The sequence below is a fragment of the Rhodococcus sp. IEGM 1306 genome (assembly GCF_036541985.1).
Classification (GTDB): Bacteria; Actinomycetota; Actinomycetes; order Mycobacteriales; family Mycobacteriaceae; genus Rhodococcus_F; species Rhodococcus_F qingshengii.
In genome coordinates this window covers 36,716-52,033 of the sequence record NZ_JAZHFF010000002.1, presented here as the reverse complement: position 1 = coordinate 52,033, position 15,318 = coordinate 36,716, and the positions used below count along the sequence as shown (strand labels likewise).

Annotated in this window: 13 protein-coding genes; 10 read left to right on the top strand and 3 right to left on the bottom strand. The window is 61.7% G+C overall.

Annotated elements, in window-relative coordinates; translation table 11 throughout:
* Positions 1–17: 17 nt before the first annotated feature.
* Together V3587_RS06985 and V3587_RS06980 are read left to right on the top strand one after the other, a co-directional pair.
* A complete protein-coding gene (locus tag V3587_RS06985; RefSeq protein ID WP_019748023.1) occupies positions 18–416 on the top strand; it encodes a DUF7144 family membrane protein in 399 nt (132 codons plus the stop codon).
* 78 nt (positions 417–494) lie between these two features.
* Positions 495–1,940: a hypothetical protein gene (locus tag V3587_RS06980; protein ID WP_283376427.1), complete on the top strand. Its 1,446-nt coding sequence runs from the start codon at positions 495–497 to the stop codon at positions 1,938–1,940.
* On the opposite strand, the gene V3587_RS06975 is transcribed toward V3587_RS06980, so the two are convergent.
* A complete protein-coding gene (locus tag V3587_RS06975) occupies positions 1,918–2,295 on the bottom strand; it encodes an SHOCT domain-containing protein (protein ID WP_283376257.1) in 378 nt (125 codons plus the stop codon). The two genes, V3587_RS06980 and V3587_RS06975, sit on opposite strands and share 23 nt — an antisense overlap.
* Positions 2,296–2,427: 132 nt before the next feature.
* On the bottom strand, positions 2,428–2,679 hold the full coding sequence (locus V3587_RS06970; RefSeq protein ID WP_283376256.1) for a three-helix bundle dimerization domain-containing protein: 252 nt from the start codon (positions 2,677–2,679) through the stop codon (positions 2,428–2,430).
* 218 nt (positions 2,680–2,897) lie between these two features.
* On the opposite strand from V3587_RS06970, the gene ppk2 reads away from it, so the two are divergent.
* From ppk2 to V3587_RS06950, 4 genes are read left to right on the top strand one after another with little or no spacing between them, the layout of a single operon-like run.
* A complete protein-coding gene (gene ppk2 / locus V3587_RS06965; RefSeq protein ID WP_411742228.1) occupies positions 2,898–3,665 on the top strand; it encodes a polyphosphate kinase 2 in 768 nt (255 codons plus the stop codon).
* A 27-nt stretch (positions 3,666–3,692) separates the two neighbouring features.
* The gene (locus V3587_RS06960; RefSeq protein WP_283376254.1) at positions 3,693–6,455 is read left to right on the top strand and encodes a cation-translocating P-type ATPase; all 2,763 of its coding nucleotides are present in this window, start codon (positions 3,693–3,695) and stop codon (positions 6,453–6,455) included.
* Positions 6,452–8,146 carry a SulP family inorganic anion transporter gene (locus tag V3587_RS06955; protein ID WP_283376253.1) on the top strand — a complete coding sequence of 565 codons (1,695 nt, stop codon included), beginning with the start codon at positions 6,452–6,454 and terminating at the stop codon, positions 8,144–8,146. Before V3587_RS06960 ends, V3587_RS06955 begins: the two co-directional genes overlap by 4 nt.
* 47 nt (positions 8,147–8,193) lie before the next feature.
* Positions 8,194–9,159, top strand: a complete 966-nt coding sequence (locus V3587_RS06950) for an endonuclease/exonuclease/phosphatase family protein (RefSeq protein ID WP_283376252.1) — start codon at positions 8,194–8,196, stop codon at positions 9,157–9,159.
* 35 nt (positions 9,160–9,194) lie between these two features.
* Here V3587_RS06950 and V3587_RS06945 read toward each other — a convergent pair whose 3' ends face one another.
* Complete coding sequence (locus tag V3587_RS06945; RefSeq protein WP_260395226.1) at positions 9,195–10,193, bottom strand: Lrp/AsnC family transcriptional regulator; 999 nt, start codon at positions 10,191–10,193, stop codon at positions 9,195–9,197.
* A gap of 135 nt (positions 10,194–10,328) precedes the next feature.
* Here V3587_RS06945 and V3587_RS06940 point away from each other — a divergent pair, with 135 nt between their 5' ends.
* The 4 genes from V3587_RS06940 (at position 10,329) to V3587_RS06925 (ending at position 15,311) form a co-directional block, all read left to right on the top strand.
* Positions 10,329–11,672 carry a DUF3100 domain-containing protein gene (locus V3587_RS06940; protein WP_095970700.1) on the top strand — a complete coding sequence of 448 codons (1,344 nt, stop codon included), beginning with the start codon at positions 10,329–10,331 and terminating at the stop codon, positions 11,670–11,672.
* Positions 11,673–11,724: 52 nt separating this feature from the next.
* Entirely contained in the window at positions 11,725–12,939 is a 1,215-nt protein-coding gene (locus V3587_RS06935; protein ID WP_235172020.1) for an amidohydrolase, read from the top strand.
* Entirely contained in the window at positions 12,936–14,294 is a 1,359-nt protein-coding gene (locus V3587_RS06930; RefSeq protein ID WP_283376251.1) for an L-serine ammonia-lyase, read from the top strand. Before V3587_RS06935 ends, V3587_RS06930 begins: the two co-directional genes overlap by 4 nt.
* 126 nt (positions 14,295–14,420) lie before the next feature.
* Positions 14,421–15,311, top strand: coding sequence for a hypothetical protein (locus V3587_RS06925; protein ID WP_206028988.1), 891 nt, complete (start codon positions 14,421–14,423; stop codon positions 15,309–15,311).
* Positions 15,312–15,318: the final 7 nt, after the last annotated feature.

Here is a 15,318-nt window from a genome sequence, read left to right as displayed (position 1 = left end):
GATACCAAGGGGCGGTCATGGCCGAGGAATCACTGGTCAAGCAAGGTGTGGCAAAAGGAAGCGCGCTGGGCGGAGCCGTTCTTCTCGTCACCGTCGGCGTGCTCGAAATTCTCCAAGGCATCTCGGCGATATCCAAGGACGATGTGACCGTTGTCGGCCCTGAATACGCGTACCAATTCGACCTCACCTCCTGGGGATGGATTCACCTCGTACTCGGCGTGCTCGTCACCGCTGTCGGAATCATGCTCTTCACCGGCGCGACGTGGGCACGGGTAGGCGCGATAATCTTCTGTTCGCTCTCGATCCTCGCGAATTTCCTGTGGCTACCCCACTCTCCGTGGTGGTCGATCACCATCATCGCGCTCGACGTATTCGTCATCTGGGCTGTCGCGACATGGAATCCCGACGTGATCTGAGGTCTCGACTTCGGATACACCCATCGAATTCAGCGTTTTCATCTGTGCGGCAGTAGTTTCCCTCCGGAGAGGAACATGATGGCAAACGGCACGAGCGACGGCCCACTCCACGAGGACGAGCGTGCCGAACTGGCCAGGCTGCGCCAAGAGGTTGCATCGCTTCGCGAGCACACTCCCAGCGCCCGTGAAACGCCCCTCGAACAGGTCCCCCGGCCACCTCGACACGGCCTCCGGTGGAGCGCCGTGGTAATTCTGCTCGTGTTGGTCGCGCTACTCGCAGTCTTGTCCGTGACCACGCGCTTCACCCGAAGTCAGATCCTGGACACGGACCGTTACGTCAGCACTGTTGCGCCACTGGGCGAGAATCCCGCCGTGCAGGCCGAGATCACGAATCAGATCACCGACGAGATATTCGATCGTGTCGATGTCGAGGGGCTCACCACCGACGCGCTCACCGCACTGACCGACGTGTCGAACCTTGCAGCCAACGCACCTCGCCTGGACCAAGCGCTCGTGGGGTTGGCCCCGGTGATCGCCGGTCAGGCGAAGAGTTTTGTCCACGACACGGTGGGCTCACTCGTGCGGTCACAACAGTTCGAAGACTTGTGGATTCAGGCGAACAGGTCTGCGCACAACTCTCTCGTCGCGGTCATGACCGGCAACTACGGACCCGACTCCGTCGAAGTCGATCAGAGCGGAACCGTCAGCATTTCGCTGAGCACGATCATCGACAAGGTCAAAACAGTCTTGATCGACCGCGGCTTCGCCTTCGCAGACAAAATCCCCTCCGTGGACAAGGAATTTGTTCTCTTCCAGTCCCCCGAACTCGTGAAGGCACAGCGAGCCGTCTCGGCACTCGACAAGGTCTCAGCAGTGCTGCCATGGCTGGGAATCGCTTGCGCAGCAGCCGCTGTCGCCGTTGCTCCAACGGGTCGCAGGCTCCGCGCGCTGTCACTGGTCGGTCTGTCGATTGCGTTGGGAATGCTTGTTCTCGCGATCGGAATTCTCATCGGGCGTGCAATCTACCTCGACAGTGTCCCTACCGATATTCTCTCGCCAGACGCCGCGACTGCCGTCATCGACACAGTTCTGGTGCCACTGCGCACGAGTCTTCGCGCGGTTGCAGTCCTCGGCGTGGTGGTGGGGCTCGGCGCCTACCTGGTCGGTGGGTCGTCGTCGGCAATCGCCGTTCGCCGAGGCTATGGGCAGGCATTGGACTTCGTCCGGCATTCCTCCAGAGGGCGTACGCCGAATCAGGTGGAGCGGTGGGCCGATCAGCTTCGTGTTCCGCTGCGCTGCGCCATCATCGGCATCGCCGCACTGTTGCTGCTCTTCTGGCGCTACCCCACAGGATTGGTCGTGGGTTGGATTGTCATCATTGCGCTGCTCGCACTCGTAGTTCTCGAAATACTTGTTCGTCCTGCACGCGCCACCGCGGAGGATGCCCGGCCCGACGACGCCGGAACCGACGACGCCGGGCCTGGGGCAGAAGATACGAAAACTACGCCAGCGCCTTTGCCTTGATGGCCTGAAATTCGTCTTCGTTGATCGCGCCTGAGTCGAGAAGCTCTCTGGCGTCGGCGATCTGCTGAGTCGGCGACTTCCCGGCGACGTTTCGAATGTAATCACTCTGCGCGTGTATGTGCTGCTGAGCGGCCTCCATCGACCGCCGGGTCATTCCGTCGTTCTTGACGACCACGTAGATCATCGCGGACAGGAACGGAATGACGAAGAGAAATATCATCCACAGCGCCTTGGCCCAGCCCGAAGTCTCGTGATCACGGAACAAATCGGTGATGATCGAGAACAACACGCTCAAGTAGGCCACAAAGGCGAAACAGACGAAGATGAACCAGAAGAATTCCCAGAAACCTTCCATGTCAACGCTCCCTGCACTCGGTTTACACATCCGGAGTTCGGGAGGCTGACCTTCCGCGCCTGAACTTCTGCATTCGGCCAGAACTCCCTGGTCCAAGGTCATTTCAGTATGCGCCGACGACATCCGTTCCGGCTACAGCTCGAGTGAGTCCAGGTTCGCCGAACGCTCGTCCATAATCGAGATCACGATTCTCCGATTCGAGATCTCTTGTCTGGCAGCCTTTTCGACAAGGAGAGGCACGAAGTCACGGATCCGACAGCCCACGAACCGCTGATGAATTGTTCGCACTTTGTTTTCGATCTCCGGTGGAGGAACATTCGGATACCGGGAAATCAGGCGAGTGATCACCCGCTCGACGTGAAGCAACTCTTCGTCGCCAGTCATTCATTAATGGTCGTCCGTCCAGCCGAGCGCGTCAAGACTCGGAAAGAGTTCGAAAACAACACGATTCGGGTCTCGATCACGGAGAGAATAGGTTGACCGAATACGGGGCATACACACACGAGCGGACGATTCCCGCACGCTCACGTCGCCTAGGAGTGGAAGTGGGAAAGAACGCTCGGATTCTTCACGACGACGCGGCACTCGTCGCAGAAAAGCCGATGAAGAACAAGGTGTACCGCCGCAAACTCAAGCCGATGCACGGCGAACTCGTCGCATTGCAGGAGTGGGTCAAATCGTCTGGCGCCAAAGTCTGCATCGTGTTCGAAGGCCGAGATACCGCCGGGAAGGGCGGGGTCATCAAAGCCATCACCGAACGCGTGAGTCCCCGAGTGTTCCGGGTGGTTGCCCTACCAGCCCCGACCGAGCGAGAGCACTCGCAGATGTACATCCAGCGCTACGTCCCACATCTGCCGGCGGCCGGTGAAATCGTCATCTTCGACCGGAGTTGGTACAACCGCGCCGGAGTCGAACGGGTGATGGGCTTTTGCACCGACGACCAGGCACGTCAATTTCTCCAGCTCATTCCGACCGTCGAACGCGCGATCGTGGAATCAGGAGTCATTCTGCTCAAGTACTGGCTCGAGGTCAGCGAAGAACAGCAGCTCGTACGTCTGCAGAGCCGGATCGACGATCCTCGAAAGATCTGGAAGCTGTCGAATCTCGATCTGAAGTCGTTCAGTCATTGGTACGACTACTCGCGTGCCCGCGACGAGATGTTTCGCTTCACCGACACAGGCTGGGCGCCATGGTATGTCGCAAACAACAATGACAAGAAACGCGGACGACTCAACATCATCAGCCACATTCTGAGTCAGATCCCCTACGAGCCCGTGCAATCCACGGACATCACCCTGCCGAAACGGCAGAAGGCCCACGGCTACCAGACGCCCAACCAACCACTTCACTGGATTCCGACCCGGTATTGACGATCGCCAAGGAAAGGACGTGCGGTCATGAGCCCCACGCCATGGCATGCGCAAAGTGGCGAATCAGTCGTGTCCGCACTGCAGTCGGACCAGGAACGCGGACTGCAGTCGGATGAGGCCGACCAACGGCGACGACGCTACGGGTCGAACGAAATCACATCGACGCCACCGCCGTCGACGTGGTCGATCGCTGTGTTGCAGCTGAAAGATCCGATGAACTTGATGCTCGTCGCCGTGGCCGCGGTCAGCATCGCCATCGGTGAAGTGCCGACAGCGATCGTGGTGGCGGTCCTCGTCGTGCTCAACATCGTCCTCGGAACTCGACAGGAGTTGAAGGCACGGGCCAGCGTCGACGCGCTCGCCAAGATGCAGACACCCCAAGCACGGGTCATTCGTGACGGAAACCTGATACAGCTCGACGCCACCGAACTGGTGCCGGGTGACATCATCCAAGTCGAGGCAGGAGACATCATTGCTGCCGATGGACGGTTGCTCGCCTCGACCACTCTGGAGACACAAGAAGCCGCATTGACCGGGGAAAGCACGCCCATCCCGAAAGACCCGAAAACGCTGGAGAACGAGGATATTCCACTCGGAGACCGCAGCAATCTGGTGTTCCAGAACACCTCGGTCACCCGCGGCACGGCGACCATGGTGGTCACCGAGACCGGGATGCAGACGCAGATCGGCCAGATCGCCTCGATGTTGTCGGCGGTCGCCCCTGGCAAGTCGCCACTGCAACGTGAATTGGACTCTCTCACCAAACTTCTCGGCATCATCGCGTGGACGGCAGTGATCGTCATCGTCGTCATCGGCCTCATTCGTGGGCAGGACCTGACAACGCTTCTGCTCCTTGGTATCGCAATGGGGGTGTCCGCGATTCCGACCGGCCTACCAACTTTCGTCCAGGCGATGCTGGCCTACGGTGCACGTCAACTGGCCGACGCCAAGGCAGTCGTGAAGAACCTGACCGACGTCGAAACCCTCGGTGCAACCAGTGCAATCAACTCGGACAAGACCGGCACGCTGACCATGAACCAGATGACCGTCCGATCGCTGTATGTCCACAGCCGTTGGTACACGGTCGACGGCGAGGGCTATGCCAAAGCGGGAAGGATAACGCAGGTTGCCGGCGAGACGCCGCCTGACTTCACCCTTCTCGCAAACGGACTGTGTCTCGACAGTGATGCAACGGTTTCCGATTCCGGAGTAGTTGTCGGCGACCCGACCGAGGCCGCACTCGTGGTGCTCGCGGCAAAGATCGGCGCCGACGCCCCGCTCACCAGGCGGACCTACCCGCGGGTGGCGACGGTTCCGTTCGATTCCGCGTACAAGTTCATGGCCACGTACCACCATCTCGAAGTCGACGGCGAGAGTCAGTTCGTCGAATTGGTCAAGGGCGGACCCGATGTCGTCCTCGCTCGTTGTTCTTCGGCCTTCCTCCCCGGCCGCCGGCAGGTACCGATCGAGGAAGTCCGAGACGAACTCACGGCCGCAAATCAGTCGATGTCCGAGAAGGGTCTTCGGGTGCTGGCATTCGCTGTCAGACGTCTCGACGGACGGGAAGACGCTGTCGTGGCGGACCCCATGTCCTTTGTCGAGGACCTGACGTTTGTCGGCATGGCAGGCATCATCGACCCGCTGCGTCCGGAGGCGATCGATTCGGTGCGAACCGCACACCGGGCCGGCATCGAGGTCCGCATGATCACCGGCGACCATGCCATCACCGCCGCCGCGATCGGTGCCGAACTCGGACTCGGCCCGGGCGCGGTCGGCGGAGCCGAATTGCAAGCGATGACCGACGACGAACTCTCGGCCGCATTGCCGAACCTGCACGTGTTCGGCCGAGTCACTCCGCAGGACAAACTTCGCTTGGTCGATGTCATGCAGAGCGGTGGCGCCGTGGTCGCAATGACCGGAGATGCGGTCAACGACGCCGCCGCGTTGAAGAAGGCCGATATCGGCGTCGCCATGGGCTCGGGCAGCGAGGTGACCAAACAGGCGGGCAAGATGGTGCTCACCGACGACAACTTCGGAACCCTCATCACCGCGATCACTCTGGGCCGCAACATCTACGGGAAGATCGTGTCGTATATCCGCTACCAGATGTCGAAACTCTTTTCGTTGGTTCTCCTCTTCCTCGCCGCGAGCATCTTCAACATCAACGAGGGTGTGGCACTGACGCCACTGATGGTGTTGTTCCAGCACTTCTTCATCACACTGTTCCCCGTCGCCGTGATCATGCTCGACCCACCGCCACCGGATCTGATGAACAAGCCTCCACGCGATCCCAAGTTGCCGATCGCCCATCGAAGCGCAGTCGCTCAATGGCTCGCGTACGGCGTCTTGCAATTTGCCGTGACACTCGCAGCGATGCTTCTTGCGCCCGGCGAAATGAGCACTACTGAGGCGAATGTCCCCATGACCACCGCATTCGTAGTGCTCTCTCTCGGTTCGATATTCGCTGGGTTGACCATGCGGCGTGATCCCGAGTCCGGACTTGTTCCGCCGGTTCTCGGTGCCGTCAAGATCTTGACCATCCCCACGGTCGTGACCGTATTTGCCGTCGAGGCGGGTGTTCTCCAGGACCTCCTCATGACAACTTCACTGACCGGCGCCCAGTGGCTCGTCTGCCTAGGCTGGTCACTGATCATCCCGGTTGTCGTCGAGTTGGAAAAGGCGATCCGACGCCACCGCATCGCACGTGCACCTGCGCCCCTTCCTGCGACCACTGCGGTTGCCCCATCGCGCGCCCGTCACTCCGCTGAGGGAGGGACAATCACACGATGATGTGGACGGAGAGTCTAGGTCGGCTACCGGGGATCGCGACTGCACGCGGATATCGCCGTGAATGGCTGCGCGCAGACGTCACGGCAGGACTCGTTCTGACGGCCCTGCTCATCCCCGCGGGGATGGGCTACGCGGAGGCCGCCGGATTGCCCGCGTACGCCGGTCTGTACGCAACCATCGTGCCGTTGCTCGCGTACGCGGTAGTCGGACCGTCGAAGATTCTTGTACTCGGACCTGATTCGTCGCTGGCACCGCTCATCGCCGCCGCAGTCATACCGCTGGCGGTGGTCGGCGATTCGGAGAACGCGCTTGCACTAGCCGGAGTTCTGGCCGTTCTTGTCGGACTCATCCTCGTGATCGGCGGATTCCTTCGTCTCGGCTTCGTGACCGAACTCCTCTCGAAACCGATCCGTCTCGGCTACCTCAATGCCATTGCACTCGTCGTCGTAGTTGGTCAGATTCCCAAGCTGCTCGGATTCTCCGTCGACGCGTCCGGTCTACTCGGTGAAATCGGCGGGATCTCAAAGGCCCTGGTGGGTGGCGACGTCGACCCCCTCGCTGCCGCCATCGGTGTCGGTTCGCTAGTCGTCATAGTCGCCTTCCGGCTCTGGGTACCTGTTGTTCCCGGCGTTCTGGTGGCCGTTGTCGCGGCCATAGTCTTGTCCGCTGCCGCCGGTCTCACCGATGACATCGGCATGGTCGGCGCACTGCCGGAAGGACTCCCCCTCCCTTCCGTCGGTGGAGTCACCTGGCAGGACGTCGGCCATCTGATCGGACCCGCCGCCGGTATCGCATTGATTGCCTTCGCCGACACCGGCGTTCTCTCGCGTACCTTCGCCGCCCGACACGGCGAGGACGTGAACGGCAGTACCGAAATGAAGGCGATCGGTGTCGCGAACGTGGCCGGCGGACTTTTCGGCGGATTCCCGATCTCTGCGAGCGGATCACGGACGCCGGTAGCCGAACAGAGTGGGGCACATACACAATTGGCCGGCGTTGTCGGAGCGCTTGCGGTCCTGGTGTTCGTCCTCGTCGCTCCCGGACTCACGGCATATCTGCCCGATGCAACACTGGCCGCCGTCGTCATCGTCGCCGCGTGTGCACTGATCGACGTGGGCGGCATGGTCCGCATGTGGCGCATGAGCACCGTGGAATTCGGCCTCGCCGTCGCGGCGTTCCTCGGCGTCGCCCTCGTCGGGGTGCTTCTAGGCATCCTTGTTGCGATCGGACTGTCCTTCGCAGCGGTCATCGCGCAGGTATGGCAGCCACATCGAACCGAACTCGTCGAGACCGGCGAACCCGCCGGATTCCACGACGTCGAACGACATCCAGATGGGCATCGCATCCCCGGCCTGGTGTTGGTGAGGTTTGACGCGCCACTGTTTTTCGCGAACGGCGAGATCTTCGACGAGTACGTTCGCTCCGTCGTCGCCAAGGCACCCGACCCGGTCGAATGGGTGGTCATTGCCGCCGAACCGATCACCGGGCTGGACACGACCGCCGTCGACGAACTCGTCGATCTGGATACATTTCTGGAGGGCAAAGGAATTCGATTGGCATTCGCGGAGATGAAAGGTCCGATCAAGGATCGACTCATCCGATTCGGTGTCGGCGACAGATTCGACTCGACACACTTCTACCCGACCATCGAAGCGGCCGTGAACGCATTCCGCACCCGAACCGGCGACTGACAACGCCAGGCAGTCGGGAGCCTTGGCTGCATTAGGTACCGTTTGGTATGGGACTCACGACGGACAACGTTCCGGCACGCCGTATCGCTCAGGTCGCCGGTGTGGGCGGTATTGCCGTCGGGGTTGTCGCGCTGATCGCATTCTACTCCACCAAACCGATCAACCCGTTGATCGCCGTGGCCTCCTTTGTCCCGATGCTGCTTGCGGTCACACTCGTCGCGTCCCTGATATGCCTGATTTTTCGTCGCTGGATACTGCTGGCGATCTCGATGTTGCTGATTGCGGTGGGCGCGTCGGTGATCAGTCCCATGTATGTGGCAAACAGTTCCGAAATCGACGGGCCGTCCCTGCGTGTAATGCAAGCGAACCTCCTCTTCGGGCAGGCAGACCCCGTCAGTTTGACTGCGACGGTGCGCGAGAAGGCAGTCGATGTCCTGACGGTTCAGGAACTGACCACATCACTCGAAGGGTCCCTGAGAGATCAAGGGCTCGAGCAACTGTTGCCGCATCACTACTTGGTACCGGACGAGGCCGGCGGGGGTGGCGCAGGTATTTACAGCCGTTATCCCCTGACGGAAACTCGGGAACTGACCGGATTCGGACCTACCAATCTTGTTGCCGAAGTGGGCTTCTCGACTCCGTTCACCCTTCTGGCGGTACACCCCGGACCGGCGTTCGTGACCCCTCCCGACGTGTGGACTGCCGAGCTGAGCACTTTGCGGAACACACTCGACGCCGCCTCCGCGCAAGAAACCGTCATCGTCAGTGGCGACTTCAATACGACATTCACGCACAAGCAATTTCGTGACCTCCTCGACGTCGGCTACTCCGATGCCGCAGACCAATTGGGAGTAGGCATCGTTCGCACCTACCCGGCGGACAAGAAATATCCCGCGATCGTCGGCATCGACCATGTACTTCTGCGGGGCGGACAGGCGAAAGCTCTCGAGCGGATCGAGATCGAAGGTTCCGATCACTTCGGCTTGATCGTCGACGTGACGATCCCCGACTAGTCGGAAGAGCACCCACCCCGCGAACGCATTGCGGATCACCCGTGCTTCGGCATGCTTCGACCCGACACATCGATCGTTCGATGAAGGTGATGCGGCGTACGCAGGACGATCGACCGGTCCACCACGGATACGCCCGGAAACTGCTCGGCGAGATAACCTTCCAAACGCTGCACGTCGTCGATCGAGCGCAGCCACACCGCCAACGCGATGTCGTAGCTGCCGATGGTAGAAGCAACAAGCCTCGCCTCGCGCAGGTGGGAAAGGCGCTGAGCAATTGCCTCCTTTCGCCCGTCGAGACGTAAGAAGTACCACGCGTAGACCGGCCAGCCGGAGTAGGGCCGAGCTATCTCCGTGCGGACGACCAGACGCCCCGTCGACAGCTCGTGAGAAAGTAACGCTCCGGCGCGTGCCGGCGTGACTCCGAGGGCTGCAGCGAGTGCCGAGACGGTAATTCGTGGTTCGCGGGAAAGGATGTCGAACAGCTGCGACTGTTCCTCTCCGCTGGCGCGTACACCACGAATCTTCGCCGGCGGAGTCGCCTCGAGCGCGGCGATCTCGTCCGCGTCGAGAGCACGTAGACGCCAGTTTCGGGCATCGGAGTTCGCCGAGGACACGATCTGTGTTCGCATCGCGGTGATCATCGGCAGCGATCGTGTTCGCTCCAGGACGTATCTGGACAATTGATCGAGGTCGGTGCACGTGAGCGTGACAAGCAGATCCCGATTGCCGGTTGTGAGATCGACTGTCAGGACCTCTGGATCGTGCGCGATCTGTTCGGCGACACCAAGGGTCTGCGCGGGTGCGCATTCGATCTCGAGGAGCGCAGTCGCCGACACGATGGGACCGCCTCGGTAGGCAGCGATCCACGCTATCCCTTGCGAGTGCAGACGCTCCCAACGCCTGGTCAGGGTCACCGGGTCGGAACCGATCGCGCGTGAAAGCTCGGACCACGACGCCCGCGGCCTGATCTGCAGTGCGTTCAACAGCCGAAGATCGTCGTCCTTGAGCATCTGATCCTGCACCGAGGACCTCACTTTCACAAGAATGCTGCACCGAAACAGGATCGAAACGCATCAATCCTAACTTCATCTCATCAATAGTCCACCAAATCCTGAGCCTCGAGAACGCTACATCTTGCGTTCGTTCGCCCCCTCGAGAAAGACACCGACATGACCGAAGCATTCCCTGTCTCGCATGACGATTCTCCGGTCAGCGATCAGACCGCGACGCACAAGGTCGTTTTCGCCATGAGGTCGCCACGCCTGTGGATCGTGGTGATTCTGCTCCTCGGGCTTGCGGCAGGCGCCCAACTGATCGGCCCCGCAGTGATTCCCGTCGGCGCTGCCGCCATCACGATCCTGCCCATGGTGTGGGGACTGATTGCCGGCGGTGTCGTCTCGAGCCAGAAGTGGAAACCTCTCGGCCTCGATCTTCAGGCCGCAGCCTCGGCAATCATGGGGCTGGCTGTTCTCTTGCTCTGCGCAAGACTGTCTTTCACCATCGGCCCGAACATCCAACTGTTGTTCGAGGCGGGCCCTGCCCTGCTACTGCAGGAACTGGGGCACTTGTTCGGCACTATCGCTCTCGCACTCCCACTGGCGGTACTCCTTCGGATGGGACCGGCGACCGTCGGAGCAACCTTCTCCATCGACCGCGAGGGCTCCTTCGCGATGGTCAGTGAACGCTACGGCCCCGATTCCGACCAGTACCGCGGAGTCCTGTCGATGTACGTTTTCGGCACTCTGTTCGGTGCCGTGCTGATCAGCCTGATTGCGTCGCTGGCTACGTCCTTCAACATCTTCGACCCCCTCGCGTTGGCGATGGGTGCTGGGGTCGGATCCGGCTCGATGATGGCTGCCGCTGCCGCGAGCGTCGTTTCGGCGCACCCCGAGATGGCCGACCAGGTACTCGCCGTGGCGGCCACATCCAACATCATCACCGGCCTCCTCGGCGTGTATGTCGGCATGTATGTCGCACTCCCCCTTGCTGATCGAATCTACGGCGCACTCACCAAGCGCTCGAAGACGACCACCGAACGGAAAGCTGACACTGCCCCACGAGCGGTCGCGCCGAGCGTCACCGTGCCGCTGACCACTATCGTTCCGATTCTGTTCGTCGGTGGGGTCATCGTCTCCTCGATCGCAGCGGGTGGCGTAACTCGATCGATCATCGTCGGATACCTGATCCTCACCGGATTGTTGCTCCTGGGCGTCGGCGTGGCCCGCCTGACCCGCGGCAAGATCGCGGCGATGATCGCCATCATCACCGTCGGCGCCTTGGCGACCACGCCGTGGTCCCCCATCGGTGACTTCGTCTCGAGCACCGTCGGTACCGTCGACTTTCTCTCGATCTGCACCCTCACCCTGACTGTCGCAGGTCTCAGCCTCGGCAAGGACCTTCCCTTGCTCAAGACGATCGGCTGGAAGATCGTCCCGGTCGGTATCGTCGCGATCCTCGCCTCGTACCTGCTTTCCGTGGTCGTCGCGGAGTTCGCGCTCGGCCTCTGGCACTAGGACTGCACCGAAAGACGCTGGAAACAAAAGATCTTGAAAGGAAGCAATACCCATGTCCATCGCTGACACCCTCACCCCCACGGACTCGGTTTCGAGCACGATCGAGAAGTGGTCATCTCGCCTCATCGACGTCAGCCACACGATCCATGCTCACCCAGAGTTGGCATTCGAAGAGCATCGTGCGTCGGCGCTCTTGGCTGACGCCGCGCAGGAAGCGGGCTTCACGGTTACTCGCGCCGCCTACGGCCTCGAGACGGCATTCGAAGCGGTGCGAGGCTCCGGCCCCTTCCGCGTCGTCGTCTGCGCCGAATACGACGCCCTCCCCGACATCGGTCATGCGTGTGGGCACAACGTCATCGCCGCCGCCGGACTCGGAGCAGCCGTCGCACTCGGTGAGGTCGCGGAAGAGCACGGCCTGACCGTCGTCCTCCTCGGTACGCCGGCCGAGGAACACGGCGGCGGGAAAGTCCTACTCCTCGAACGCGGCGCATGGGAGGGCGCGGCGATGTCGATCATGGTCCACGGCGCTGCAGGTGAAGACGTCAGTTGCACCGTCACCGGAACGCAGGCAGTCGATCGGTTCGACGTGACCTACTCCGGACGAGCCGCGCACGCGGCCGCTGCGCCACACAAGGGAATCAACGCAGGTGACGCCGCCACGATCGCCTTGGTTGCCATCGGACTTCTCCGTCAACAACTTCCGTCCGACGTCAGACTGAACGCCTACATCGAGCACGGCGGCGAAGCGACAAACATCATTCCGGCCTCGACATTGGTTCGAGCGGAAGTTCGGGCCGCAGAACTCGACGTGCTGTTGGACGCCAAGCGTCGCATGCTCGCATGCTTCGAGGGCGCTGCTGTGGCCAGCGACTGCTCCTGGTCGACCGAACGCGCCGAACCTCGGTACGAGGAGCTGGTACAACATCGCGTGCTGGCGACCATCTGGGACGAGGAGATCGCGAGCCTGGGCCGCACCGCGGCCGCCCGAACTCCCCTGACCGGCGGCTCGACTGACATGGGCAACGTGTCGAAGGCGGTGCCCTCGATCCACCCGATGATCGCGTTGCGCGGCGTCACCGGAGTTCCTCACACTATCGAGTTTGCCGCTGATGCCCGCTCCGCGGCGGGTGACGAAGCCGTTCTGCATGGGGCAATCGCAATGGCGCGCACTGTGATCCGAGCCGCTAGCGGGGACTCGCGCTCCACCCTCTTGACGCTTGCGGCCCAGCGCGAGTCAGGAGCGACCACCGTCACGAGCGCCGAATGAGCACCACCGGAGTCTATGTTTCCGCTCTCGAATTCTTCTCCATCGGCATCGGACCCTCCAGTTCACACACGGTCGGTCCGATGCGCGCTGCGCACGCTTTCGGCGGCGAGCTCGCCGCTGCCGACTTGACCGCGTCGGTCGACCGGATTCGCTGCAACCTGCACGGCTCTCTCGCCGCCACCGGTATAGGTCACTGCACTCCCGACGCGGTGATTGCGGGACTTCGTGGGTTGGAGCCTGAAACGTGCGAGCCGACCGACGTTCACGGCCGATGGGCCGAGCTGTCGGACGGCGGATCGATGACGCTCGTCGGTGGCTCGCTCGAACACGTAGTGTTCGAGCACGAGGACATGGTGTTCGAGCCGCTGGTTCGCCGTCACGGCCACCCCAACTCGATGACCCTGACCGCCTTCAGCGGTCGCGAAATCGTCTGTACACGTACATATCTGTCGATCGGTGGCGGATTCGTACTGCGCGCCGGAACGGAGACGCAAGCAAACGCGCATTCGATCAACTCACGCTACCGAACCGCGAAAGAGCTACTGGCGGAATGCGGCTCCGGAACTATCGCCGAACTGGCCTTGTCGGACGAAATCGCGATACACGGCCAGGATCGGGCATTCACCGGCATCGACGCGATCTGGTCCGCGATGCGCGCCTGCATCGAGCGCGGCACCCAGACCGAAGGTGTATTGCCCGGGCGTCTCGGAGTTCGCCGACGCGCGCGGTCTGCGAACATTCAACTGGAACAACGTAACTGCGCACCATCCTCACGCGAGTGGCTGACCGTCTACGCCATGGCGGTCAACGAAGAAAATGCAGCAGGTGGCCGCGTGGTAACGGCTCCGACGAACGGTGCGGCAGGCATCGTGCCGGCGGTACTCTACCACCACATACGTGCGACGGGCGCCGGCGCGCATGACGTTCGAACGTTTCTCCTCACCGCGGCCGCAATCGGGTCGATCATCAAGGCGAATGCCTCGATCTCGGGTGCGGAAGCCGGGTGTCAAGGCGAGGTCGGAGCCGCTTGTGCGATGGCGGCGGCAGGTCTGTGCGCAGTCATGGGTGGATCGCCTCGACAAATCGAGAATGCAGCTGAGATTGCCATGGAACACCATCTGGGGCTGACCTGCGATCCGGTTGGTGGCCTGGTCCAAATCCCCTGCATCGAGCGAAATGCCGTAGCCGCCTCGACTGCAGTCACCGCAGCGCAGCTCGCATACCTGGGTGACGGGACGCATGTGGTGAGCCTCGATACCGTCATCGAGACCATGCGACAAACCGGAAACGACATGTCCGTGCGCTACAAGGAAACCAGTGAAGGCGGGCTCGCCGTCAATGTCGTCGAGTGCTGAGGGGGATGTCGACGCCGGCGGCGTCCGCGGGCGGACGCCACCGCCGGAAATATCATCCTCTCGAACGATGAAGTCCGTAGCGCGGATTTCTACACTCGGTGACATGACTTTGTGGACGGTGACCAGATGACCGCGCATCACGCTGGCGGAATCCCGCTGCATACCGCGTCGGGGCCATCTCGGCCGATACTGTCTTCCGGCCGCAAGATCGCCGCGCTGATCGCTGCCGCCGCCGTCTTCTCCGCAGCCTTCGTTCTCGCCCCGGCCATGCTGACAACACGTCCCGGCGAGGGCTATGCAAACCAGGGGGCGCTCGTCGAGACGGTCCGAGCAAATTTCGTCGAGTATTGGAACTCGGGCGTTGAGAGCTTCACGCCCGGTTTGCAGTCCGCTGTCGACTACTGGCAGCGGTACCACATGGCCAAGGCAGTGATTGCGGTAATCCTGTTGACCGTCCTGCTCTCACTCGGCCGCGCGCTCTGGATGTCGTTCGTGAACGCCGGCCCTCTGACGGCTGGAAAGAAACTCGCATTCGTCTCGGCCGGTGGACTGGTCACACTCCTCGCACTGTTCTCGTCGGTACTCGTAATGGCAAACGTCCAAGGTGTCGTTGCGCCCTTCTCTTCGCTGATCTCGATGTTGCCCGTGGCCCAGACGGATGGGGCACTTGGCGACACTGTCGGGCAGGTCCGACAACAGCTCGCTCAGTCGACGGGCACCGGAAATCAGCAAAGTCCGGCCCTCGAACTGATGATCAGCGACTTCGCGCGGTATCACTTGGCCATGGCGGTGATCGCGCTGATCGCGGCAGCAATATCACTGGCCGTGGCCGTGGTCGTGTGGGCACGCTTCGCGAGAACGGCACGATCCGACAGGCGGACGAGATTCGTGTCGGGGTCGATAGGCATTCTCACTGCACTGTTCACGCTGGGATTGATCGTTGTCTGCGTGGCAAATATGGGCACCGCGGCAGACCCGGCACCGGCGCTGGCGGCGTTCTTCGACGGCGGGCTCTGACCCCTGT